Source organism: Melioribacteraceae bacterium (assembly GCA_019638015.1).
Lineage (GTDB): Bacteria > Bacteroidota > Ignavibacteria > Ignavibacteriales > Melioribacteraceae > JAHBUP01.
On record JAHBUP010000001.1, the window covers coordinates 3,505,020 to 3,531,443 of the forward strand.

General features: G+C 33.8%; 19 protein-coding genes and 1 tRNA gene. 5 read left to right on the top strand and 15 right to left on the bottom strand.

All coding sequences use genetic code 11. The annotated features are described in order from the left end of the window. Window positions 1–2 precede the first annotated feature (2 nt). The 3 genes from KF816_15010 to KF816_15020 form a co-directional block, all read right to left on the bottom strand. On the bottom strand, window positions 3–2,618 hold the full coding sequence (locus tag KF816_15010; GenBank protein ID MBX3009329.1) for a GAF domain-containing protein: 2,616 nt from the start codon (window positions 2,616–2,618) through the stop codon (window positions 3–5). A 506-nt stretch (window positions 2,619–3,124) separates the two neighbouring features. After that, window positions 3,125–3,754: a YceH family protein gene (locus KF816_15015; GenBank protein ID MBX3009330.1), complete on the bottom strand. Its 630-nt coding sequence runs from the start codon at window positions 3,752–3,754 to the stop codon at window positions 3,125–3,127. Between the two features lie 198 nt (window positions 3,755–3,952). Then, a tRNA-Lys gene (locus KF816_15020) sits at window positions 3,953–4,024 on the bottom strand. A gap of 163 nt (window positions 4,025–4,187) precedes the next feature. Here KF816_15020 and KF816_15025 point away from each other — a divergent pair. Then, window positions 4,188–5,534 (top strand): sigma-54-dependent Fis family transcriptional regulator, encoded by a 1,347-nt coding sequence (locus KF816_15025; GenBank protein MBX3009331.1) that lies wholly within the window; start codon window positions 4,188–4,190, stop codon window positions 5,532–5,534. Window position 5,535: 1 nt separating this feature from the next. Then, window positions 5,536–6,588, top strand: coding sequence for a response regulator (locus tag KF816_15030; protein ID MBX3009332.1), 1,053 nt, complete (start codon window positions 5,536–5,538; stop codon window positions 6,586–6,588). 3 nt (window positions 6,589–6,591) lie between these two features. Here KF816_15030 and KF816_15035 read toward each other — a convergent pair whose 3' ends face one another. The 11 genes from KF816_15035 to aspS all read right to left on the bottom strand — a co-directional run bounded on the left by KF816_15035 (window position 6,592) and on the right by aspS (window position 21,805). Next, window positions 6,592–7,260 carry a response regulator gene (locus KF816_15035; GenBank protein MBX3009333.1) on the bottom strand — a complete coding sequence of 223 codons (669 nt, stop codon included), beginning with the start codon at window positions 7,258–7,260 and terminating at the stop codon, window positions 6,592–6,594. Further along, on the bottom strand, window positions 7,257–10,766 hold the full coding sequence (locus tag KF816_15040) for a response regulator (GenBank protein MBX3009334.1): 3,510 nt from the start codon (window positions 10,764–10,766) through the stop codon (window positions 7,257–7,259). Before KF816_15040 ends, KF816_15035 begins: the two co-directional genes overlap by 4 nt. 63 nt (window positions 10,767–10,829) lie before the next feature. Beyond that, window positions 10,830–12,089: a hypothetical protein gene (locus KF816_15045; protein MBX3009335.1), complete on the bottom strand. Its 1,260-nt coding sequence runs from the start codon at window positions 12,087–12,089 to the stop codon at window positions 10,830–10,832. A gap of 10 nt (window positions 12,090–12,099) precedes the next feature. Beyond that, window positions 12,100–12,978 (bottom strand): hypothetical protein, encoded by an 879-nt coding sequence (locus KF816_15050; GenBank protein ID MBX3009336.1) that lies wholly within the window; start codon window positions 12,976–12,978, stop codon window positions 12,100–12,102. Next, complete coding sequence (locus KF816_15055) at window positions 12,975–14,522, bottom strand: hypothetical protein (GenBank protein MBX3009337.1); 1,548 nt, start codon at window positions 14,520–14,522, stop codon at window positions 12,975–12,977. Before KF816_15055 ends, KF816_15050 begins: the two co-directional genes overlap by 4 nt. A 1-nt stretch (window position 14,523) precedes the next feature. Next, entirely contained in the window at window positions 14,524–15,747 is a 1,224-nt protein-coding gene (locus tag KF816_15060; protein MBX3009338.1) for a PilT/PilU family type 4a pilus ATPase, read from the bottom strand. 68 nt (window positions 15,748–15,815) lie between these two features. Further along, on the bottom strand, window positions 15,816–17,603 hold the full coding sequence (locus KF816_15065; protein ID MBX3009339.1) for a type II/IV secretion system protein: 1,788 nt from the start codon (window positions 17,601–17,603) through the stop codon (window positions 15,816–15,818). Window positions 17,604–17,606: 3 nt separating this feature from the next. After that, a complete protein-coding gene (locus tag KF816_15070; protein MBX3009340.1) occupies window positions 17,607–18,950 on the bottom strand; it encodes a type II secretion system F family protein in 1,344 nt (447 codons plus the stop codon). A 92-nt stretch (window positions 18,951–19,042) separates the two neighbouring features. Next, window positions 19,043–19,429: a hypothetical protein gene (locus tag KF816_15075; GenBank protein ID MBX3009341.1), complete on the bottom strand. Its 387-nt coding sequence runs from the start codon at window positions 19,427–19,429 to the stop codon at window positions 19,043–19,045. A 14-nt stretch (window positions 19,430–19,443) separates the two neighbouring features. Next, entirely contained in the window at window positions 19,444–19,824 is a 381-nt protein-coding gene (locus KF816_15080; protein MBX3009342.1) for a hypothetical protein, read from the bottom strand. A 211-nt stretch (window positions 19,825–20,035) separates the two neighbouring features. Beyond that, a complete protein-coding gene (aspS, locus tag KF816_15085) occupies window positions 20,036–21,805 on the bottom strand; it encodes an aspartate--tRNA ligase (GenBank protein ID MBX3009343.1) in 1,770 nt (589 codons plus the stop codon). A 120-nt stretch (window positions 21,806–21,925) separates the two neighbouring features. On the opposite strand from aspS, the gene KF816_15090 reads away from it, so the two are divergent. Next, window positions 21,926–23,059, top strand: a complete 1,134-nt coding sequence (locus tag KF816_15090; GenBank protein MBX3009344.1) for a 4-phosphoerythronate dehydrogenase — start codon at window positions 21,926–21,928, stop codon at window positions 23,057–23,059. On the opposite strand, the gene KF816_15095 is transcribed toward KF816_15090, so the two are convergent. Next, complete coding sequence (locus KF816_15095; GenBank protein ID MBX3009345.1) at window positions 23,052–24,275, bottom strand: M20/M25/M40 family metallo-hydrolase; 1,224 nt, start codon at window positions 24,273–24,275, stop codon at window positions 23,052–23,054. The two genes, KF816_15090 and KF816_15095, sit on opposite strands and share 8 nt — an antisense overlap. A 223-nt stretch (window positions 24,276–24,498) precedes the next feature. Between KF816_15095 and KF816_15100 the strand changes: the two genes are divergently transcribed. After that, window positions 24,499–24,966 (top strand): Lrp/AsnC family transcriptional regulator, encoded by a 468-nt coding sequence (locus tag KF816_15100; protein ID MBX3009346.1) that lies wholly within the window; start codon window positions 24,499–24,501, stop codon window positions 24,964–24,966. Then, window positions 24,963–26,381 carry a type I glutamate--ammonia ligase gene (gene glnA, locus KF816_15105; GenBank protein ID MBX3009347.1) on the top strand — a complete coding sequence of 473 codons (1,419 nt, stop codon included), beginning with the start codon at window positions 24,963–24,965 and terminating at the stop codon, window positions 26,379–26,381. Before KF816_15100 ends, glnA begins: the two co-directional genes overlap by 4 nt. Window positions 26,382–26,424: the final 43 nt, after the last annotated feature.

The window sequence follows — 26,424 nt, forward strand, 5'->3', positions numbered from 1 at the left end:
TTTTATAAATTTTTTGGAATTGTTATGATAAATTCGGCATACTCGCCCTGTTCTGAATTTGCTTTTAATTCCCCATTATGTTCCTGCACAATAATATCATAACTTAATGATAACCCTAACCCCGTACCTTTGCCTGTTGGTTTTGTTGTGAAGAAAGGGTTAAAAATTTTGCTTAAAATATCATGCGGAATACCTTTGCCATTATCCTTTATTGTTATTTCAATTTTATCGCCGAGATTTTTTGTCGTGACAGAAAGAAGAGGATTAAATGAATCCCTCAATTCTTTTTTCTTTTCGTTAACCGAATAACATGCATTATTAAAAATATTTAGGAACACGCGACTTATATTTTGAGGAACAACATTAACAGGTTCAATTGTTTTGTCATAGTTGGTTTCCATTTTAACATTAAAGGATGAATCTTGTGCGCGAAAACCGTGATAAGCAAGGTTGAGATACTCTGCCAGTAGATCATTTAAATTAGTTTTTTGTCTCTCACCGCTTTTACCTCTCGAATGTAGAAGCATTCCTTTCACTATACTATCGGCTCTTTTTCCATGTTCATTAATCTTTGTTACATTATGCTTAATATCTTTTAAGAGTTCTTTTATAATCTTAACCGATTTTGGTTCTAACTTATCCAATTGATTTTCAATTTCGGTTATCAATTCATCAGAAAGCTCTGTTGATAACTCGGAGAAGTTGTTTATAAAATTTAATGGATTCTTTATTTCATGAGCAATACCCGCAGTGAGTTGTCCCAGTGATGCCATTTTTTCTGCTTGCACTAATTGGTTTTGCGCTTCTTTTAATTCTTTATTTGCATGGTTAATACTCTCATATGCATATGCGTTTTCAAGGGCAATTGCTGTATAGTTAGCAATATTGTTTAATATATCAAGATGATTTTCGGTGTAAGCATTTTTAACATAACTCTGCGCAGATATTACTCCAATAACTTTCTCGCTGATTGTAAGAGGAAGGTAAATCAGTGAAGAAACATATTTGCCCGCTTTTGGTTTTGCCCTGCTCGCAATATAGTTTGAATATTCTTTATCAACATCATTAATAAAAATTGGTTTTCTATTATCGAGACACCATACAGCAAAGCGATTTTTGTCTGAAGTTGAAAAGCTGAATTCGGGAAGTCTCTCCCCATTTTCAATTGCGAGTTTACAATCAAGCAGTCCTTCTTTTTCATTCAAAACCATTATTGAAAATGTACTGGCATCCAGTAGTTTATTCACATTTTCATAAACCATTGCAAATATAGATTCTAAACTAAGAGTTGAAATAATCTCCCGCCCAATTTCACTAAGTGTTTTAATATTTTTGATGGCTTTGTCTAATTGTAAATTCTTTTCCCTTAATTCGGAAGTTCTAAATTCCACTTTTTCCTCAAGGGTTTTACTGTACTGTTCTAGTTCAATATTCGCGGTTCTAAGTTGTTCAATGTTTTGCTTTAGTTCTAATTGCATCAATGAAAATGATTTAGTAAGCTCACTTATTTCATCTTTGCTTTTAAATTTGGGCAGTTCATAATCAAATCTCCCCTCGGCAATTTTTTGCGTTGCGAATGCAAGTTTTTCTATTGGATTAGTAATCGATCGTGAAATTAGTATTGTAACAATTAATAGAATAATTGATGCGGCAATCGCTAATATTAACACAATTTTAAATAAGTTATTTAAAGGTGCAGTAAGTTCATCTACAGGATAGACTATACCGAGTGACCAACCATTTATTTTTACAGGTGCGTATGATATCCAGCTAAGTTTACCTGTAGCGGCATTGTGATATTCCAGCTCTGCAAAACTTGATTCGCCGGCAATCATTCTACTCCCAATTTTTCGGAGATCTTCAGAATTCCCTTTTTCAGCGATACTGAAAATGGTTTCATTCATAATCATTTCTTTTTTAGGATGAGTTACTAAGCTTCCATTTCTTGAAACCATAAAAGCGTACCCGGTTTCATAAACCTTGATTGAGGAAACAATATCTTGAAGCCAATCAAGTGAGATATCTGCGGTTAACACTCCAATAAATATTTTCTTCCCGGCAATCTCTTTATATAGCGGAACAGAATAGGTGGACATTATAATGTTACCCAGACCTTCATCGAAATAGGGCTCACTCCATATTGGTTTTTGAAGTTCCTTAGGTATTAAGTACCAATTGAGTGTAGTAAAACTGTGATCTTGTTTTGTTAAATAACTCAATTCAATCTTGCCTTTATCTTTAAATGCGTAGAGAACAGAGTACTCTTTTTCTTTACCATAATATTCAGGTTCAAAAGCTATTGCCGCACCAAAAATTTCCTCGTTACTACCCACGCCAATTTTAAGTATATTTTCCAGATCTGCTGACGAATAATTTCCATTCTCAATAATCTTAGAAATATTAATGGGCATTTTCTGAACGGCAGTCAATATTTTTTCGACTTCGTTAACAGTTGACTGAGTAAGCAGTTTAGAGTTTTCTTTTAAGTTATCCGAGATTGTATCGTGAGAAACTTTATAGATGTAGGCTAATATCAACGAGTTGATAATTACTACGTTGGCAAAAATAATTGTGATGATCTTAAAAGATAATCCCTTCCGGCGGTTAAGTATTTTCATTTGGACCAAGTAATTTTTATTGGTTTGTAGAATTCTTTTATCTTTGTGTTTTACTGATTAATTCAGTCTAAAAATAATACGAATTTAGCATTGAGTGATAATCATAGTACAATAAGATTGATCATTTATTAATCCACTCAAAAGGAATGAAATTAACTACCAACCGTTGAAGAACTGGTCTCACAATTAGACAATACGATTAATATTTGACAGGGCCTTGATCGGGAATTCATACAATCGGATCACCATTTATTTTCTTTCCATACTAAAGGCAATTTTTATGCATAAAGATTTTTTTGCAACAAGCATTAACGATTCAAGTTAAATAAATAACCAACAAAATGGTACAGCTATTCCATTAATTTTAATAAGTGGATGAATACTATAGTCTGTTAGAATACAAAAACTAATTTCTGTCATATAATTAAGTTATAAATTCAATTTAAATCTGATACCAAATTATGGCTAATAAAATTTTTAACTCTTATATCAAAACAAGAATAATACTAGTCAAATGATTTTTTGAAATTTTCAAGCTCGGTGTTCAATCTTGAATACAAATCTTTGAGAATACTAACTTCGTTCTCAAGAAAGTCGAGACGATCAGTAATACTTGGCTCTTTAACTTGTTCGGAAATTATCGGTTCCCCGCTGAATAAATGGGTGTATCTATTTTCTCTCCCCTGTTCCTTTGGAAGTTTGATCACAAAAGGACCATTTTCAATTTTTATCAATCCTTCAATTGTCTCTTCAGTCTCAGCCAAATCCCTAAATTCATACACTCGATAACTTCTACTTTTTATTTCTCCAATTGTCTGCGCACCTCTCAAAAATAATACGCATAAAACCGCAAGTTGAGGTTTTAATAAATTGTAATGATCAGCAAGCAGCTGGCGATATTTAGGGACTCGAAAATCTGGACCAGTAACTTTAGCTACCAAGGCTTTTTCTCTCAATTTTTCAATAACAATTTTTACGAGATTTTCATCAAAAGAAACAACCGGGTTTCTACTTGATTTTTGATTGCATGCATTAGTCAATGAATTAATTGTCAGGGGATAATATTCAGGGGTGGCATATTCTTTCTCAATTAAAGCTCCGATTATTCTAACTTCCTCAAACGATAATATTTCCATACAGTTTTCACATATTTGTTAAATTGTAATTCAAAATAAATTCACGGGGCGAGAAATTCAAATAACTAATATTGATTGAGCCTGTTATTATTGAGCTGAACTGCAGTAGTAGATCAGACAATGTATTAAAAATAATAGTTCGGTTAACTATTTAAAACAAAAAAGCCTCAATTCGGACTGAAAAGAGGCTAAATTGAGTGAGCGCGGGTGGGCTCGAACCACCGACCTCTTGCTTAAAAGGCAAATGCTCTACCCCTGAGCTACGCGCCCATACAATTAAAATTTAGAGCACAAATATAAAATCAATTGATTTAAAAACCAATTTTGAGACCAAAATAATTGTCTGTTTTCATGTTAAACTTTAACAATTGTTAATCAGAGTTTTATCATTTAGTTCTGTTTTTTTATATATTTACTAAAATTTTGGGTATCTATGAAGGATTATCGGATATTAATAGCCGACGATGATGAAACGCTCTGCTATTTACTTAAGGAAGAGTTAATAAGCGAAGGTTACATCGTAGATATAGTTTACGATGGAAAAGATGCGATTGATTTACTTAAAAGAAGATACTATGATATTTTGTTATTAGATCTGGAAATGAGAGAAATTCATGGGGAAGAGGTATTAAATTTTACTAAAGAAAATTATCCTTCGCTTCAAGTAATTGTTCTTACAGCAAAGTCAGATGTTCGTACCGCAATCGAATGCATTAAAAAGGGGGCATACGATTTCATAACAAAACCCTATGAATTTGGTCAATTATGTATTACTATCGAAAGAGCAGTTGAGCATAAAGAACTTCTTATAAAGAATAAAATTCTTTCAACTAAGATTGATCAAAACACCAAAAATCTTATAATTGGCGATAGTGAAAAATTAAGGGAAATTTTAAGATTATCGGAACGTTCCGCAAAATCGGAATCCAACATTTTATTGGAAGGGGAAACCGGAACCGGTAAAGAATTAATTGCAGAATTCATTCACAAAAATTCTAACAGAGCAGATAAACCAATTGTTGCTATAAATTGCGCCAGCCTTCCAGATCAATTGTTAGAAAGTGAATTATTCGGTTATGAGAGGGGAGCATTTACGGATGCTAAAACCTCAAAACAAGGATTAGTTGAAATTGCTAATGGAGGTACACTTTTTCTTGATGAAATTGGTGAACTGAGTCTTACCCTTCAACCAAAATTACTAAGGTTTCTTGAAAACGGTGAATTCCGTAGAATTGGCGGAATTTCGAATTTAAACTCAAATGTGCGTGTTATAGGAGCGACTAATAAAAACCTGATGGAGGAAGCGGAGAAAAAAAATTTTAGACGTGATTTATTATTCAGGCTAAATGTAATTACGCTTACTATTCCCCCATTGCGGGAAAGAGAAAATGATGTTATTGCATTGGCAGAATATTTCCTTCAGAAGAAATCACCTATTAGAGCCATAAAAAAACTATCTCCCGAATCTCAAAAACTTTTGCAAAGTTACAGTTTTCCTGGGAATGTTCGAGAATTGGAGCACATGATTGAGAGAGCTGTAATTTTTTCTGATGGGGAGTTTATTCATCCTAAGGATTTAAATATGCCAAAAGATGAATTTAATTTTGGGACCAATTTCAGTATAGAGAACGAACAAATCTTGCCTCTTGAGGATCTGGAAAAAATTTACATTAAAAAAGCATTGGATTTTTTTAATTGGAACAGAGAAAATACCGCAAGGGCACTTGATATAAGTCAAAAAACACTTTACACTAAAATTATAAAATACAATCTAAAATAGAATGGATTCTGAAAAGACCGAACTCTCATTCAGGCATTTCGCTCACGACCTTAAAAATATTTTTAATCAAACTCTACTCAACGTTGAGTTACTTAGAAGAAATAAATTAACCAAGCAGGAAACCGATATAATTCTTGATAGAATTAAATTATCAACTAAATTGTGTGAGGATATCCTTAATGAATCAATTTCCCCGATTAAATTAAAAACAGAGTCCTCTGATAAAATAAACATCAATAATTTATTTGATGATTTGATTTGGGAAATAAAAAATATATCCCCTAACAATATTAAAGTAAACTTTAACGCGGATGAGAATCTCAAATTTATAACCGGAAGATACGTTGATTTTTATAGAATTTTTTTCAACTTATTGAATAATTCACTTCAAGCGATGCATTCAGACCCAGTTATAAATATCAAAACAGCAAACACTTTTTATAATAATAATGAATATATAGAAGTAGTTATTGAGGATAATGGAATTGGTATTAAAAATGAAAATTTAAGTGATATTTTCAAAAATAATTATTCTACTAGAAACAAAAGCTCTAACTCTGGACTCGGGCTTTTTATTGTAAAGACATTAATAGACAAGTACAGCGGCTTCTTGAATGTTAAAAGTCAATATAGTGTTGGTACTGAATTCCGGGTTACGTTACCAATTAAAAGAATTGTCTCAAAATTTGTTAATGAAACATCCAAAACCATCCTAATAGGTGATGACGAAGTAGTTTTGTGCGAACTACTCACTGAACTATTTAACTCCTATGGTTTTAATGTGATCTACACTCATAATGGAGATGAATTTTTAAGTGCATTAAATAACAATAAAATTGATTTAGTGATTATTGATAAAAATATGCCAATAATTAATGGGCTTGAATGTTTAGAAAAGATTAGCACGTTAAAATTAGATACTCAAATTATTTTTATAAGTGGATCGGGCGAGATTGATTTTCATAAATATTATAAAGATGGTCCAATTAAATATTTCCCCAAACCTTTCGATTTCGAAATGTTACTTAAATATGTTAATAAAATACTTATTTAATTCTTAGTCTTTACTATTGTTAAGATCAATTATATTCAAGTTATTAACATAAGGTGTTATTACTGGGTTTTTGATTGATTCAAACTTTTCGAGTATGTTAACTATATCTCTAGCCGCATTTTCAATTATTTCTATTCTTTTTTGAATCACTTCTAAGTCAAACTCCGGTTTGGATATTTCTCTCCTTATTGCCGCAGATGAAAGATTTATTAGGGTTAGAGGCTGTTTAATTTCATGATTTGCTGTAACAATTGTAGCTGAATATGTTTTAACTTTTTCAATTTGCAGAAGTAGTGAGTTTAGCTCACTAAACCGCAATGCTGAATTAATCCGTGCAACTAATTCAGTTCTATTAAAGGGCTTTTTAATATAATCAAAAGCTCCGGCTTGCAAGCCAGCTTTGAGATTTTCTGCATCGGTAAGCGCAGTCAATAAGATAATTGGAATCATTTTTGTGTCTTCACCTTGAATCAATTCTTTACAAACCTCATAGCCAGTAATATCTGGCATCATAATATCAAGTAAAATTAAATCGGGTTTTTCATCTCGAGCTGTTTGAATACCCATTCTGCCATTGTATGCTTTTACTACTTCAAATCCCTCATTCTCAAGTCTATCTTGAAGTAGAAAAACATTATCTGGATAGTCATCAATAACTAATATCTTTTTCATTCTTTCCGTGTCTTCTTGGTTATCTGACTTTTAATCTTAGCGAAGAAAATGGTTGAATCCAATGGTTTGGTGATCAAATCATCGAAACCATTTTTTTCTATAACAATTTTATTCTCTAGCATTGCGTATGCGGTTAACGCAATTACCGGTAAATTTTTAAATTTTTTATTTTCTCTAATCTTTTTTATGGTCTCAAATCCATCCATTTGCGGCATCATTATATCAAGTAATACTAAATCCGGTTCTATCTGGTTCAATACCAATAAACATTCAAGTCCATTATGAGCGAATATGGTATCGCAATCAATCATTTTCAACATCTCACCAATTGTATATAGAGCATCACTATCATCGTCCACTACAAGTATTTTGGGTTTGATTTCTTTGTTTGATTCAAATTCATTCTCATTAGATGATCTGATATCCTGCTTTACCTCTAATAAACTATTATCCGCTTGATGACCTACCATTTTTATATTTAGTCTATCCCTTAATACTTTCAACATGTCGAGAGGGTGATATTTAAATTTCACCGTCAATTCATATAGTTTTGAGTTTAAGGAATCAACAATATTATCGTCAAATGAACTGGGGAGTTTTACGATAACAGGCAACATTTTGAGATTTTTATCCTTTGAAATTCTATAAACCACATCCAAAAATTTATTGCCCATTGATGAAATATCAATTACTGCTATATCGTAATGCAGATCTTGATTAGCCGTTACAAAATCATTAAACTTATTAAAGTTATTGATAACAAACTTTTTCTCATTGCTTGAGACTAATATTCCATCCTCCCCGAAGATGGCAATCTTTAATGGGACTTTTCTTTCTTTAAAGAAAGCATCAGCAATCTCCTCAACTCTTTTTAAATCATCATTCGCGGTAATAAAATCAAATATTTTTGGTTCCCAGCCCACTCTTTCTTCCTCAATTAGTACAGTAAGAACGATTGGAATATTTTTTGTGCGTGGATTATTTTTTATAATTGCAATCATTTTCCAGATATTAATATTTGGATAGAACGGATCGAGTATAATTGCTCTATAATCATTACTCTCTAGTTGATCATTAATATCATCAACACTCTCCAAAAACAGAGTTTCGTAATTGTGGGAGAATAAATAATCGTATATCAATTTTTGCGATTCCTCGTTTTTATTGATAACCAATATTTTCAACGGTTGATTAAATCGAGTTGGTCTCTTTTCAACTGAATTATCTATATAAAGTTTTTCAAGGATAATATTAGGAATTGTGCAAATAAAATTTGACCCTCGCCCAACTTCACTTTTGACATAAATATCTCCATCAAGCAAGTTCACATATTTCTTGCATATTGCTAATCCCAATCCAGCTCCGCCAAACTTACGAGTTGAGCCACCTTCTGCTTGCTTAAATTCATCAAAAATTACTTTCTGATTTTCAGCAGATATCCCGATTCCAGTATCAAGAATCGAGAAAGTAATTCCATTATCAGCTTCCAGAATATTTAACGCTATAGTTCCAGAATCTGTAAATTTTACAGAGTTAACTAGAAGATTTAATAATATTTGCTCAAGCTTTGTTTTATCAGTTTCTACAAGATAATTCTTGCTGTTTATTCCTGTAACTATGAACTCAAGATTTTTTTCAATGGCCATTTGCCTTACTGTTTCGGTAACTTCTGATACTAATTCATCAAGGAGAAAAGCTTCTTTGTTAATCGTAATCTTTCCACTCTCAAATTTGGAAAATTCAAGAATGTTTGTAATTAAACCAAGCAATTTTTTTCCATTTCTGTGCACAATTCGGAGACGATCTTTTGCAATTGATTTTTCTTCCATTTCATTAATTAAAAGTTCTGTAAGACCCAGAATTGAGATTAGTGGTGTACGAAGTTCATGAGACATGCTTGCTAAAAATTCCGACTTAACTTTTGAAAGCTCAACTGCCTTTTGAGTCTGCATTTCTAGTTCCATGGCTTTTTCAGCAATTTGATGATGAAGCTCTTTTAATTCAAAATTCTGTTTCGAAATAAATTCGTTCTGTTTTTGATAGTCATCGTTTAGTTTACGCAATTCATCAACAAGATTTTCCAATTGCTCCAATGATTTTGCGTTTACCAAACCAATTGCTAGCTGCTCATGAATATTATCCAAATATGAAATTATACTTTCCGCTGGTGCTGACTCCGAAGCAAGTTCTAGTACAGCAACTGTTTCTTTATTATAAATCAATGGATAAATCAATAAATATTTAATCTTTACTGATGTAATTCCAACTTTTATTTCAGGGTAATTTTCTTGAAAATTAAATTCAATTTTCTCCTTTTTTTCAACTGCGTTTGAATAAATGTCGGAGGAATTGCGTGGAATTTCAATTTCCTCTCCAATTCCCTGTGATGCTATTAATCTTAATTTTGATTGCTCAACTAAATAAAGTACGCCAAAGGAAATATGGGTCGAATTGGTAATTTTCAGCAGTGCGGCATTCGAAATTTCGCTGAGAGAAGGATTTTGATTTATTAGCTGGATAAACTCAGTATATTCTTTTTCAGATTTCTTATTCTCTTCCAACTCGTCAAGCATTCTGTTGAAAGCTATACCAAGCATTCCAATTTCATCTTTGGATTCAATAATAACCCGATGAGTTAAATCGCCTTTACCGGTTAACTCTGCGGTTTCACTTAATTGCTTTAATTGTTTTCGCAACTTTACTGTTGAGATAAGGACCAATAAAATTGTTATTGCACTGCCGGCAAGAATTAGTAAAAACACAACCGAGCGTAATGATTGACTGAATTCGAAACTATCTTTGTAAGTGTTAAATATTATAAAACCAACTTTACCCCCTGGTATAATTAATGATTTTGGAGTATAGGTGGAAGCAACAAAATCCTCAGTAGCAAGTTGCTGGGTGTGAACATCAAAATTGTTCTTATACCTTAAATATTTTTCAGCTTCAATAATGTTTAGCGCAAATTTTTGATTCTTCTCATTGTTCGAAATTTCATAAAGTGTACCATTCAAAATAAACGCTACTTCGGCTCTAATCTTAACCGAAATTCTATCAAGCAGATCTGTCGAAATTAAGATTCCCGAAAAAATTATTTTATCGTTATTTACTCTTTCATACCTCAAGAGAATGTTGGGATTATCATTAAAGAACTTCTGAATTGTGTTTGCTCGGAAATTAATGAAAGCTTTCTTATTAATTACGAATTCGTCCTTTCTAATTAATGAATCACTTTCAACAGTTAGTATAAAATCTATAGCGGTAGAATCTAAGTTAATTGTCCTATAATTCTTTGTTTGGGGTAATATGGATTGAAAATCTTCCTCAAATAATTGTATTTCGTTTTGAAGTGAAAAAATAAAATCATTAGCAGAATTTAGAAGTGACTTAGACTGCTGATTTGAAATGACATTAGCAGCGAGAGAATAAAATATTACTGTAGAAGTAACAGAAATTGTTAAAACAATAAAAAAGGTAATTATTATAAATTTTACACTTAGCTTCATTACACATATGATATGGTTTAAATAAAATATTCAAAACTCTTTTTCAGCGTATTATTATGATTGCTACTCTGTGTCTATTTTTTCTGATTCTTCTTTTTTCTCAAGCTCTAACTGCTTTTTATATTTTTCTATATCAATCTTATTTTTTTCTCTCTCAATTTTTAATTTAAGTTCATCCTTGCTGTTCAATACCCTCTCTCGAAGTGATGGAAGGATCTCTGCTTTTATAAGTATAATTATTTCCTTTGTGTTAAATTCTTTTTGATCATAACCAAAAATGTACCGGAGGCCAAGTACCCACCATGGTAAATCCCTTAAAAATGGGATTCCCCTGCGAACCAAGGTTTCCTCTGTTGTAAATAGGCCTCCAATTGCAGTTTCTTCTCCATTAAGGAGAAGTACTTTTGTGGCCGCGGTGGTTTTTCTAATTTCGGTACTTACAACATCTGGCAACGCTGAACTTCGCTCAACAATTAAATTTAGATAAACATAGTCAATACCCTCTTCGGAATAAATATATGGGGTTACCTCAATAATAGTACCCGTTGAAAAAAATTTGTCAATTAGATTACCAGCAAAGTCTCTTTCCTTTATTGAATAATCGGAACCAACCTGTGTTCTTCCTTTAATTCCATTAATAACGGAGACTGTTGGACGGGCAAGAATTTTACCAAGATTTTCTGTTTCAAAAAAGCGAAACATTGCGGTGGCATCTCCATCAAAGCTACCCATTGTAAACTTTGAAGCCGTGTTAACATTAAATTCTGGTGGCTGCTGTTGCACCACATCTTGATTAGAAGTTTGCTGTTGCTCCTGTAATGTTACTAGTTTGCTTCCTATTGATAGCCCCCCTTTTGACAATAAAAACTGCCAGTTAACTCCCCTCTCAACCATTTCACTAACGTCACCCTCAAAGAGCAATGCGGAAATTCTAACTTCTCTTTCATCAACAGGGACGTAAATATCTTTTGTCAACTCCGAACGAGTATCCTCTTTTCTCTTTACAACTATAACATCGGTACGTTCTTCTAAAATTAAGTTTTTTGATTGAGTAATTATTAGGAGAGCCTTTTTGTACTGCATTTTATCAATTTCAAATCCAATAGGATCAGCGTTCACTTCGTTTGAAACAATTCGTTTGCCATTAGTTTTTTCACTTACTTTACTCAAAATTTCAATAGCCTGGTTAAAAGGTATTGCTTCAGAAAGAGAAACTAATTCCTCTGGATTTACATAGCCCTGCAATTTTTGTTTAAGGTCAATCTGCCCGGTAATTATCTGGCAGATCGCAAACGTAATTATTAGAAATAATAATTTTCTCATTTTATTCACTCTAATTTTTTTCTTTCTCAAGTTTCAATGCAACGTTTTCTATGATGCCCCCCTTATTCAAAACAAAATTCACTTCATTACGTTGATAGTTAATATTTGTTAAGTAACCCAAATAAACTTGGTCGCCTTCCCACAATAAAAATGTACTTCCGCTGGCGTCAGATAAAAAGGCTCCATCGGGAATTAAGGCTAAAAGCTTTGCTGTCTGAACATCTAAAAGTTTATTGGTATTTGGAGGAATTTCATTTCGGATTAGAGGATAGAAAAAATCATACGCAAAGTTTGGAGTTAATGAATTTTCTTTCACATTCTTGACGTAAAATCTTTCATCGGTAGTAAAATACACTTTAACGTTGAATTTAAAATTCACCAAGTAATGTGGTATTCCATCGCTGTCTACTTTCACATTGTTAGCTAACTCAACATTTGTAATTTTTTTTAATTCTTTACTTTCCTCAATAGAATATACTAACCTAAATAAATCGTTAAACTCCGCCGTTCCAACTAAAATGTAATTATGAAAATTAAAAGTTGTTCCGGTTTCAGTATTATCGTACTCAATATTCACGAATGAATTGCTTGAAAAGTTATAGGTAACTTGATTGACAAAATCGAAAAATTTTGTTTGAGATATTGTGTATGGTATAGAATATTTACGGTTGGCGAGTATAGAATCTAATTGCGCCACTCTTTGAGTTAAAAAGAATAGCTGTTCATTCAAGGCTTCGGTATCCAGCTGATATAATTTCAATTCATTTATTTTAGCTTCTTTTTCAGAAATTGTATTCTTCTGAATATAGAACACAAATATCCCGCCACCGATCAGAATCAGAAATAGTATTACAGCAATAATTACGGTATTTTTTACTTTAACATTCATTGAACGTTCAAGGAATCAGTTTTAGGGATTAATGAAAATTTCATTGAATATGAAAAAGCATTTTTATCTCGGAGCGGTTCATAATTAATATTTTTTAATAGTGACGCATTATTAAACTCGGCAAATTCAGTTAGTACAGTTCTATTTAATGAAAAACCGGTAATCTGAACTTCTTCTTCACTTACAGGTTCCAAACGAGATACCCAAAAACTTCTGCGTCTTTCAACGAAATCAGCTATTCTGTTTATCGATTGATTCCACATTCCTGCACCAACTACAGCAGAATCAAGAATTGATTGAGTCGCATCAAACGAGTTAATTTTGGCATCGAGAGGAGTTATCTGATCAACCAGCGCCTGGTTTTGTTTCTGCCTAAGAATCATATTATTGATTTCGTAATCGAGCTCTCTTATATCCTTAACATTCGATAGAGCAGAAAATGTGAAGTAGAATGCTGCTGCAAATAATAGCACAAGAAGTGCGTAACTGTGCCAGCCAAACTGCAGTAGCTTCTGATTCTCTTGAATTCTTCGGGGGAGAAAATTAATGCCTGTAGTTAGTTTATCTAATTCATCGAAATATTCAACACCAACTGAAAGTGGAATGGCGTACAAAGCTAAATTTTTAGTCTCTTCTTCATTAAGATTTGACGAGTCAATAGATGTAAATTGCAGTTCTGTAACATTTGCTTCAGGAAATGTACCAAAGAAGGATAGTATTAAGTTTTCTGATCGGTCTTCTCCGCATAAAATTATATTATCAAGTTTTGGTATTCCCCCATTTTCCATTTCTAAAAGTATTTTAGAAAAATATACATCATAAGTGTGAAGATTTTTTGTACCAATGTCTAATGTAGTACCAATATGTTTGAGCTGTTGGCCTTCCAAAAAGATTAGTTTACTATATTCTTTTCCGATATAAACAATTAGAGAATAATCTTCAGGGAAAAATTTATTTGATTTAGAGATGTAATAAGCTAACGAAAGCTCTGCTGTTTTAATTGTGGGTATTTTTAAAAATCTTCTTTTATTGAAAGTCGCAAGTCTCTCAATCATATCAACACAATGAAGCTCCCCTTCAAGGTAAACGCCAAGATTGGTTTTCTCATTTATTTCCATTACATCGATGTTATCTGCTGTAACCACAATTCCTTTGGAATCGAGCAGACTACTCTTAATCATCTGAATCATTTTTTTATGATTCGAATCGCGAACACCTTCGTAATTAATAAAATTTACCGTGGGTTCTGTTAGTATAGGTATAAATGAAAGAGTAGGAATTTTAAAATCAAATAAAACCGAGTTGAGAGCGGCTACATCAGATAAATCTTTGTGACTGGGTTCTGAGATCGAATCGAAAGATAAATCTTCCCCAAAGGTCGAGTCAAAATTATCAAGTTGATCTGATTTATTAAAATCGACATTGGCATTATGTGTGGTAGAAATAGAAGTTAACCGGAGAATTTTCATTCCCGATTTTCCCTTTTCCACAACGGCTAATTTCGCATCGTTGCCTTCACAATATAAACAGACAATTTGTTTCAAACTAACCCTTCATTAGTTGCATCATTCTTGTTTTGTTGTTGGAATAAGCCAGTGCATTTTCCTTTGATATTTTTTTCTCAGCGTATAAACGTAACAAATCTTGTTCCATAGTAACCATGCCCTGAGGGCCCGATTGGTTAATCATCATGTAAATTTCACTGGTATTATTGTTTTTTATTGCCGCTTTTACACTTGGAGTAACCAGAAGAACTTCTTTTGCCATTGCTCGCTTACCATCCAAGCTTGGTACCAATTTTTGCGAAACAACTGAAATTAGAACATCTGCAAGTCTATTTCTAACCCGCTCCTGTTCATTGGGATGAACCTCAGCTATAATACGATCAATAGATTCAACTGCCGAGGAAGTATGGAGAGTTGAAAATACTTTATGGCCGGTATCAGTAACTTCAAGTGCGGATAAAATCGTCTCGGGGTCCCTCATTTCACCAATAACAATAATATCAGGATCCTGTCTTAATGATTGTGTAACACCATCTTTAAAGGAAGTAACATCGCGTCCAACTTCTCGGTGCTTAATTAATGATTTTCGTGAACGATGAACATATTCAACAGGTGACGCAATAATTACTATATGGCACGGATCAAAATCATTATGAAAGTCAATTATTGCGTCCAGAGTTGTTGATTTACCTGAACCGGTAATTCCGGTAATTAGCGACAACCCAAATTTTATATAATTGTGGCTCATCGTTTTAACAGCAAATGGGTGAAATTCTAAACTTTCAAGAGGTCTAACAGAGGCTTGAATGGCGCGCATATTCAGCGCCAAACTATCAAGATCAAAATAGGCATCAGCTCTAAATCTAACATCCTTATTAATCTTGTTGTATTTAAAAGTATAGCTAAAATCCAGATTTCGTTTTTCCAGAAGAAGTTGAATCTGACTTTTATTTAATAAAGCTAAAATTAAAGTTGAAGCTTCATCTTCTGTAAATTGGGGTATATCTGCAACTCTCTCTTTCTTGCCGAAGATTCTAAACCAAACACTTTCCTGAACACCATAACCACCAATCTCAATATCAGAGGCATTTCTTTCAAGCATCAAGGCAAGAATATGATTCATGAGGTTATAGAGCATCAGCTGATGTTCTTGGGGTAATTGGTGTATGTTTTCCGAAATATACCTAACGCGTTCGGGACCCAGAATAGTTAATGGAATTCTTGAGGCGAACGCTGAAAGAATTTGCTTAGCTTCTGATAACATCAGCACTTCCAACTAGTTACTTAAATATATGCTTTAATTAAACCTAAGTAAATAATAGAATTGAAATATTAGTCTTCCATTGTCGCGCCAATCACTTCTTGAATTGAAGTGAAACCGAGTCTAACTTTTTCAAAACCAGCTTCCCGAAGATTTAAAGTACCATCTTTGCGGGATTGATCACGCACAGCTTCTTCATCAACATCTTCACCCGATTTAACAATTATTCTTTTCAGTTCTTTTGTAAAATAGAGCGCTTCATGAATGGCTAATCTTCCTTTGTAACCAGAACCATTACATTTATCACAACCCACAGCCTCATAAATTTCGGAACCCGCCCAATCTTTAATATTGAGACCTAAACCGACTAAATGCTCTTCTAAGTTTGTAACTTTTTTCTTACAAACTCCGCACAATCTTCTTATTAGGCGTTGAGCAACAATAATATTAATTGCATAGGCAATAAGAAAAGGCTCAACACCCATTTTAAATAAACGAGCAACAGCACTTGGCGCATCATTTGTATGTAGAGTTGAAAAAGTTAAGTGACCGGTATTAGCAAGTTTAATAGCGGTTTCAGCGGTTTCTTTATCACGCATTTCACCAACTAAAACAATATCGGGATCGTGACGCAAAATGGCTCTGATGGCTTGCTCAAAATTCATTTTGTGACCAATCTTTAATTGTCGTGCGCCTTCAATAACATACTCTACAGGATCTTCAACAGTTAAAACGTTTTTTGTTGGATTAATTACTTGATATAATGCAGCGACCAATGTTGTAGATTTGCCGCTTCCAGTAGGTCCGGTAAGAATAATCATTCCCTGTGGCTGATTGATAGCTTTAACAAATGCCGAATTTGCATAACCGGTTAATCCAAGTTTTCCCAAATCTTTTATAACTTTTCTATCATCAAGAATTCTTATTACTATACTTTCAAATTTATTTTTAAGCTCAGTACCAACTGTGGGAAGCACCGAGACACGGAAACGAATTGTATGCCCATCAATTTCTCGTTGAATAAATCCGTCCTGCGCTTTCTCTCTTTCAAAACGATCCATACCTTTAGATCTATCTTTAACAACAGCCATAACAGCTTCGGGCAAAGTATTTTCTTGGGTGTGCCATAGTGCAAGTTTACCATCTAACCTAAAATGAATTTCGGTTTTATTTCCCGATTGTGGAATTATGTGAATATCACTAACTCCTTTACGTGTCCCTTCAACTAATGCGGCTTCAATTAAATTAATTAGAGCGCTTTTATTTATTTCGGCATCAAGTTCATCTTCATTCAAAGAAGGTTCATCAGTATCTACTTGAATTTCTTCATTGGAATCTTTCAATATTTTTAAGAACTCATTCTCGGAAGTAACAATCATCGAGATTAATTTATCGTATTCTTTCTTTCGTAAATAGTTTATCTCAAATTTTTTAACATTCAGTGTATAAGCTACTTTTGGTAAGTTTCTATCAGTAGGATCAACTGCCGCAAGAATTAATTTTTCTTTTATCTTTTCGTCAAATTTAAAAGGAATTACTCTATAATCAAGGAGCATTTTACGAACATCATCTCCTTGCTTATTCATTAAGTTTTTAATCTCGCCAATCCGTTCATCCGAAAGTTCTTCAGGATGAATGTTTAATTCTTTGAATGCATATAGAATTGCAACTTCACGGAATATTACATCATGATCAAATTTAAATTCTTCAACCAGAATTTGCGCAAGATTTCTCTTAAGCTTATGCTGGTCAGCATCTTTAATTTTTAGTGCTTGCTCTAATATTTGGTAATCGATTATTCCCTTTTTGAGAAGCAGGTAACCAATTTTGTCGGTCATTTCAAGTTGTGAATCTTGCATAATTTATCCCAGTACTGGTGATTTTGGACTTATTGTAGCTGTTTCTGCAGATACTAAAGTTAAGCCGATCATAACAATCATAATAACCATAGCAATAACAACCTGTATCAATTCAATCACATTTTTTAATCTATAAACAGTTTCGCTTTCGTAATAATTTGCCAGTTGAAGCGCTGTATTTTTAATTGTGCCCGTCTCTTCTCCCGAGTGGAATCTAGAAAGTGCGGTGTCAGAAAATACTTTAGATGCTTCGAATGCTTCAGTAATACCAATACCTCGTTTGATCATCAATGGAATCGAAACATTTTTTATCTGTTGTTCGAAGTAGGCGTTATCGGTTGCCTCCGCGGCAATTCTAATTGGATCAATGCTTTCTGCAGAGCCGCTATAAAGAGTATAAAATACTCGGCAAAAAACTTCAATTAAGGTTTTATGAATCAGCGAACCCATTATCGGCATTTTTAAAATATATTTATCGATAATTAATTTTCCAGATCTTGTTTTGCTAAACTGCCAAAATGCAATTAGAGGTGCTATCATACCAATAATTACAAGCCAAATATTGCCGATTAGAAAATCACTAAAATGTAGAGTTGCGGCAGTAAGGGGGGGAAGTTCAATTTTAAATTTCACAAACAATTTTGCTGTTTCGGGGAAAATATATCCTACATAAAAAATTACAGCTAAGAAAAGTACAAACAATGTTACTATTGGAGTAATAAGCGCGGAGCGTAAATTTTTTCTAAATTCTTGTTGCCTCTCTAAAAATTTTGCCGTTGCTTTATAAATCTCCGCCATATTACCGCTCTTGGAAGCTAAGCCGAGCATATATGAGGTAAATTTTCCAAACACACTTTGATACCTCAAAAAGACTGCTTCACTATCGGCTCCTTTTTTCAAATCGGCATTAATTTGCTTTAAGGTTTCCTTTAAAGTTTTGTTTTGAATGTCGTTGATAAGCAAAGTTAAGATTTCACTAAAAGGAAGTTTTTGTTCGAGCAATTCCGCACTAATTTTAACGAACGAAACAATATCTTGTTGAGGGGGCTTAAAATTAATATCTATTAATTTGCGGTTAACGGATACAACTTCATAACCTAGTTTTCGAAGTGCGTTTGCAACTTCATCTTTATTGTAAGCGCGTTGTTCACCAACAATTGGCTTTTCTTTACCTTTTCTAATCTTATACAGATATGCAGATTTTTTTTCAATGGATTGGAGCTTAAGCTGGTTCTTTTTAATTAGAGCATTAATTTTACTTTTTGCTATCGAATAAGATTCTTCGGTCAAGTTCCCCGTAATTACTTGTCCGTTAGGGCGTTGTGCATTAAAACGAACTTCAACCATTTATTATCCGGTTTTGTATAAAAAGAAAGCCGGCATTACCAATATTTTATTTTGGTACTACCGGCTCTAAAATAACAAAAATTAATATAAAATTAATTATTGATTGTAGTTGAGGTTATTGCATTCGGACCAACCACCATTGTTACCTTAACTGCGCTCGTTCCATTGTTTCCGGTTTCATTTCCCGTTCCAACCAAGGTTACTGATTGTGCGGCTACTGTGGCTGCATAAGTTCCATTTCCTGTTGTATCTAGTGTACCTGGAATTGTCCAACCTGTAAATGTATTGTTTCCACCACCCAATGCACTTGGTTTTCTATAATATTGTTGTGATAAGGATGCTAAGTTTGTTAAATCACTTATTACCGCATCTCTATTGGCTTGTGAACTGCTAGCTGTAAATACGTTGATTCCTACTACTACTGCGATACCAACTATAATTACACCCAATACGATTAATAATAATTGTTGCTGTCCCATCTGTTTCTCCTAATTTAGTTTATTATTTGTGTTCTGAATGTGTTTGGTAAAACTGTCATTTTTACTTTAACCGAATCATTGTTGGTTACCACTTCATTGCCTGTCGCCGTTAAAACAACACTATCGGCTGTTACAACTGCAACAAAATGTCCATTGGCGGTAGTGCCTAATTCAGAGGGGATTTGCCAACCGGTAAAAGCACGAGAGCCGCCGCCAAGCGATGCTGGTTTTAAATAATATTGTTGAGCGAGAGCTGCTAAATTTACGAGCTCGTTAGTGATGTTAGTTCTTTTGGCTTCTATCGCGTTTGATCTGAATAAATTGATTCCGGCAAATATTGCTATCCCAACTATTACTATTCCAAGTAAGATAAGAAGAAGCTGCTGTTGACCCACTACAAAATTCCTTTTTTATTTGCCGGTAATTTTTTCCAGTTGAAAAAAAATATTTGTTCACATTTAGATGACAAATATTAAACCAGAACAAAAAAAGCATCGGAATTATATAAATCTTGAGAAAAATAGGAATTTCTAAGGAAATAGCAAATAGAAAAATCTCCCATTCCGGAAGATTTTTCAAATGCTGTAATACTTACATGTAAAAAGGTTAATTTTTAACTTTGATATGAAGCTCGGTTAATTGGGCTTCATCGACAAAAGAGGGGCATTCATCCATTAATGAGATCCCGCTAGAGGTTTTGGGAAACGCGATCACATCTCGAATTGAGGTTCTTCCCGCAAACAACATTGCTAGTCGGTCGAATCCAAACGCAATTCCACCGTGAGGCGGTGCACCATACTTAAATGCACCCATTAGGAATCCAAATTTTTCTTTGGCTTCTTCATCACTTATACCTAAAGCCTTGAACATTTTTGCCTGCAATTCAGCGTCATGAATTCTGATACTTCCTCCAGCAATTTCATTTCCGTTCAAAACTAAATCGTATGCACGAGCTTTCACTTGACCAGGATCGGTATCCATCAGCGGAATATGCTCAACTTTTGGAGATGTAAATGGATGATGCATTGCGTAAAACCGTTTTGACTCTTCATCCCATTCAAATAATGGGAAATCGGTTACCCATAATAATTTAGGATCCGCATCCGGCTTTATTAATTCCATCCTTTTTGCCATTTCTAATCTAAGAGTACCCATAATATTTAATGTACGTAATTTGGGCCCAGTTAGAAGTAATAATAAATCACCTGGTTTTGCATTAAAAGTAGAGATTAAATTTTTCTTCTCTTCATCTATTAAAAATTTGGAAATTGGTGCTTCTAATTCATTTTCTTTCACTCGCATCCAAATTAGACCGCCAGAGCCGAGCTTTTTGACAAAGTCTGTTAAGTTATCTAATTGGTTTCTGGTATAGTCTCCGCATCCTTCAGCTACAATACCGGTTATTACCCCATTATTTGTTAATGAATCTTTGAAAACTCTGAAGTCCGAATTAGCGAATACATTATTCAATGTTTTCATTTCAAGGTTAAAACGTAAATCTGGTTTGTCACTTCCAAATCGCTCCATTGCCTCATCAAATCCAAGGCGCATTATTGGTGTCTGTAATTCCCTGCCAAGTATTTCTTTAAAGAATACTTTCATCAATCCTTCCATCATCTCAAAAATATCCTCAACATCTACAAATGACATTTCCACATCAATTTGAGTAAACTCATATTGTCGATCTGCTCGCAAATCCTCATCTCTAAAACATTTTACTATTTGAAAATATCTATCGAGACCTGAGACCATTAAAATTTGCTTATAGGTTTGAGGCGATTGAGGAAGCGCATAAAATTTTCCTTTGTGCATCCTGCTCGGTACGAGAAAATCTCTTGCACCCTCGGGTGTACTTTTCATTAATATGGGAGTTTCGACTTCAACAAAATTTTGAGCATCAAAATATTTTCGGGTTATTAAATACATTTTATGACGCAGAAGTAAATTCTTTTGCATCTCCCCTCTTCTTAAATCGAGATACCTGTATTTCAGTCGTAAATCTTCGCTAGCTTCAATGTTATCCTCAATTGGGAATGGCGGAGTTTCTGCATGATTAAGAATTATTAGATTATCAACCATTACATCGATAGCTCCGGTTGGGACTAGATTATTTTCCGTTCCTTCTGGTCTTTTTCTAACTTTCCCTTCAATAGATACAACGAATTCACTTCTAAGCTTTTTACCAAATTCATGTGCATCGGCATTGTAAGAGGGTTCAAAGACAACCTGAGTAATTCCATATCTATCACGCAACTCAATAAAAATTACTCCGCCCAAATCTCTTCGTATAGCTACCCAACCATTTAAAACAACCGATTGCCCAATATTGGATTCTCTCAACTCGCCGCATGTATGTGTTCTACGCTTAAACTTCATCTCTTTACCACTCTCCTTCAATGTTTTAGGCGCAAAGATAGTTAAATGATTATGGTGATTCAAATTTTGAGGAAATACAAATTCATTTTTCTAAATTTGCCAAAACTAATTTTAACTACTATGAAAATTCTGGTTGACGAAAACATACCTCAGGCTAAGGAAGCTTTTTCATCTCTCGGCGAAGTTAACTTTGTAGCTGGAAGATCAATTACAAATGAGATGTTAAACGATGTTGATGTTTTATTGATTCGCTCAGTTACAAAAGTAACCGAACAACTTATAGCCGGGACAAAAATTAAATATATTGCTACGGCTACTGCTGGAACAGATCATGTTGATAAAGATTGTTTAGCAAAATTGAATATCAAGTTTGATGATGCCGCCGGGTGCAATGCTTATTCAGTTGCCGAGTATATTATCACAGCTTTATCAAAAATATTTGTTGAAAATAATTTACGGTTCAAGAATAAAAACCTTGGCGTAATAGGATGCGGCAATGTGGGGAGTAAAGTTGCGCGGTTTGCCAAAGCGATTGGTTTTAATGTTTTGTGTAACGATCCACCGCTGGCAAGAAGGGATAAAAATTTTCAGAATTATTCATTCGAGGAAATTCTAAATTGTGACATAATAACCTTACATGTTCCGCTGAATATGAATGGTATCGATAAAACTCATCATTTGTTTTCTGAAACAGAATTTTCGAAACTAAAGAAAAATGTTATTTTTATTAATGCCGCACGAGGGGAAGTAGTAGAGACAAATTCACTAAGAAATTTTATATCCACAAATAATAATTCAACCATTTTGGATGTTTGGGAGTTCGAACCCGATTTTGATTCAGAAATTCTAAGCAATATTGATATAGGAACTACACATATTGCTGGTTATTCGTTAGAAGGTAAATTAAACGGCACCAAATACGTTTATGATAAGTTGTGCAATTTTTTAGGGGTGCCAATTGGATGGGAACCCAGATATCCAGAAATTGCAAATCCCATAATTGATTCTGGTGACATGGATTCTCTTGAACATTTATTAAATTATGTAACTAATCAGATTTACCCGATAGCCGAAGATCACAAATTACTATTTGAAGCTGTTGATAAAACTGAGTTTGAAAGAAAAAAACATTTTGATTTACTAAGAAAAAATTATCGCGTCAGAAGAGAGTTTAACAATTATACAATTAAACTAAATCAAACCAATAATCACTTTAAAGAACAGTTAGAGAAATTGCGTTTTAATATTATTTAGTAACAACCATTTTTTTAACACTAATAGAATTATTGGCGTACAAAGCGTAAAAATAAATACCGCTTGAAATATTTAATTTATCGGTTCTGAAAGATACTTCATAATTGCCGGAATTTTGAGGAGCATCTACCAAAACTGCTAATTCCTGCGACAGTTGATCATAAACCACAAGCTTAACCTGCATTGTTTCATCGAGTGAATATTTAATTGTTGTAGTTGGATTAAATGGATTTGGATAATTTTGATACAACTCGAATTTTTTTGGAATATCTGCTGTAACATGGGTTTCAGATAATACTTCAGCAATTTTTGCAAGCGATCCAATTGCAAGTTTCGTACACTTTAAATAATAGGGTATATTCATTTTATCAATAAGATCCGCAGATGTATGATACCAAGGATTTCTATCAGTGTACAAATCTTCAATAAGCATAACTGCTGTGATAAAATAACCCCAAAAAGAAGCATGGTCACTTGCCAGACTTCCGGGATTTTCTAAAATTAGATTTAAACCGGTACTATAATTTTTATTCACGGTTTTAATCGTCTCTCCCAAATCAATAGATTTACCATAATTCCTTACATGGAGCCCTGCTTTGGAATCATTATTTCCATCGTATCCAATCATATCTAAATTGATTACTGCTATTATACTATCCTTTCTTAAGTATGCTTGATGCGCATAATATTTACTTCCTAAAAGTCCTTGCTCTTCATGATCAAAAAAAGCATAAATAATTGTGTACTTTGTTTTAAATTTAGAAAGAATGCGCGCGGCTTCGAGAACCGCAATAGTACCGCTTGCGTTATCATCTGCCCCAGCCGCAATATTTGAAAATGGCATATTATCATAATGGGCACAAATTATAACCTGCTGGTTGGGCAGTTCCTTTCCGGGTTGAACTGCATATATATTTTGTCCATTATTCTCAAAATCCTGAGTATAGGTATTTAAGCCTAATCCGACCATTCTATTTCTTAACCAAGCGGCGGCATAAGCATTCCCAACATTTGAGCTGTGGCGCGAACTAATTAATACGGGACCTGCCAATAATGTTACTGGTACCTCTCCAGTTAATTTTCTCAGATTTTCAACTAAAGTATCCTGATTAACCTGATTAATTGCAGAGTAGACTCGGTAATCTATATTTTGAGAATAGACAACAGAATAAAGAATAATGCCGATCACATAAAAGTTTAATAATAGTTTTCTCATTTGCCCAATCACTATTTTTATGAATGTTGAACGTATTTGGGGGAATACCTATGCTCACCTAAGTTTTGAATCGATTATTGGAATAATGAACGAGGTCAAATCTACCTAAATTCACTAAAATGGAAAATGAAATAATTTTTCATCAAAAATTTGCATTTATTAGCAACCAACCTTATATTTTGAGTTATTAAATAACAATTTCCTAAATAAATTAAGTGAAAACATGCTAGACGAATTAGATTTGACAATTTTAAGAATTCTCCAGGAAAATGGAAGAACCAAGAGAAGTGAATTGGCGGAAGCTATTGGACTCTCAATTCCTTCACTCAGCGATCGATTGAAAAAACTTGAGGAACACAAAATTATTGAAGGCTATTTTACAAAACTTAACCGTCACTCTTTTGGATATGATTTAATGGCTTTTGTTACTGTGATTATGGAATCATCGAAATATTATGATAAGTTTGCCGAACATATCAAAAAATCTCCCGAAATTTTAGAATGCTACTCCACTCTTGGGGAAGGTTCGCACGTTTTAAAAGTGTTAGCTAAAGACACAAAAACACTTGAGGCGCTTCTCAGTAAAATTCAATCGTGGCAGGGCGTTACACGTACGGTAACAAGTTTTGTTCTCTCGGTTATTAAAGAAACGACAAGTTTAAATATACAATCAAAAAAGGAGTCAGAATGAGCGCATTAACCCCCAAAGATGTTGTGGCCTTCGCAAAAGGAAACAACATAAAATTTATTGATTTCAAATTCATGGATTTTCCGGGACAATGGCAGCATTTTACAATTCCGGTTCAAGAATTTAGTGAAGATACTTTTGTGAATGGATTGGGCTTTGATGGATCTTCCATTCGCGGTTGGAAGCATATTCATGAAAGTGATATGTTAATCATTCCAGATGCGAATACAATGTTTGTTGATCCTTTTATTGCTTCCCCAACACTATCATTAATTTGCGATGTTTATGAACCCGCTACAAAAGAAAAATATTCAAGATGTCCCCGTAACATTGTTCAGAAAGCGGAAGCATATTTAAAATCAACTGGTTTGGCTGATGTAGCCTATTTCGGTCCCGAAGCAGAATTTTTCGTTTTTGATGATGTTAAATTTGATTCAGGTCCAAACTTTGCTTTTTTTGAAGTTGATTCAATTGAAGGTAAATGGAATTCGGGACGCGAAGAGGGACCAAACTTGGGTTACAAACCTCGCTACAAAGAAGCTTATTTCCCGGTTCCCCCAACTGATAAATTGATGGACCTACGTAATGAGATGGTTGAAAATCTTATTAGTGTCGGAATAGAAGTTGAAGCCCAGCATCATGAAGTAGCCAGCGGTGGTCAATGCGAAATTGATATGAAATATAAACCATTACTCAGAGCGGCAGATCAATTATTGATGTTTAAGTATGTGGTAAAAAATACTGCGGTAAAGAATGGAAAGACGGTTACCTATATGCCTAAACCAATTTTTGGTGATAACGGAAGTGGTATGCACGTTCATGTTAGTTTATGGAATGGGGGAAAACCTTTATTTGCCGGCGGCGGTTACGCAGGATTAAGTGAAACGGCCCTCTACTTTATTGGCGGATTACTCAAACATGCGCCATCATTATTAGCTTTAACAAATCCAACTACAAACTCTTACAAAAGGTTAGTTCCGGGATTTGAAGCTCCAGTTAACTTAGCCTATTCATCAAATAACAGAAGCGCTTCAATCCGTATTCCTTACGGAAATAATCCTAAAGCAAAACGTGTTGAATTCCGATGCCCCGATCCTTCGAGCAATCCATATTTAGCATTCTCGGCAATTCTGATGGCGGGAATTGACGGAGTTCTAAATAGAATTGATCCCGGTGATCCTCTCGATAAAGATATTTATGATATGTCTCCAGAAGAGTTAAAAGACGTTCCATCAACACCCGATTCATTAGCAAGTGCGCTTCAAGCCCTCGCTGATGATCATGAGTATTTATTGAAAGGTGACGTATTTACAAAAGATGTAATTAGCACCTGGATAAATTATAAAACCGCAAGAGAAGTAAAACCTGCGGCTCTACGACCTACACCTTTTGAATACGAAATGTACTTTGATATTTAGTTGTTGTTTGTTTGAAGTGTAAAGCCCGGTTACGCCGGGCTTT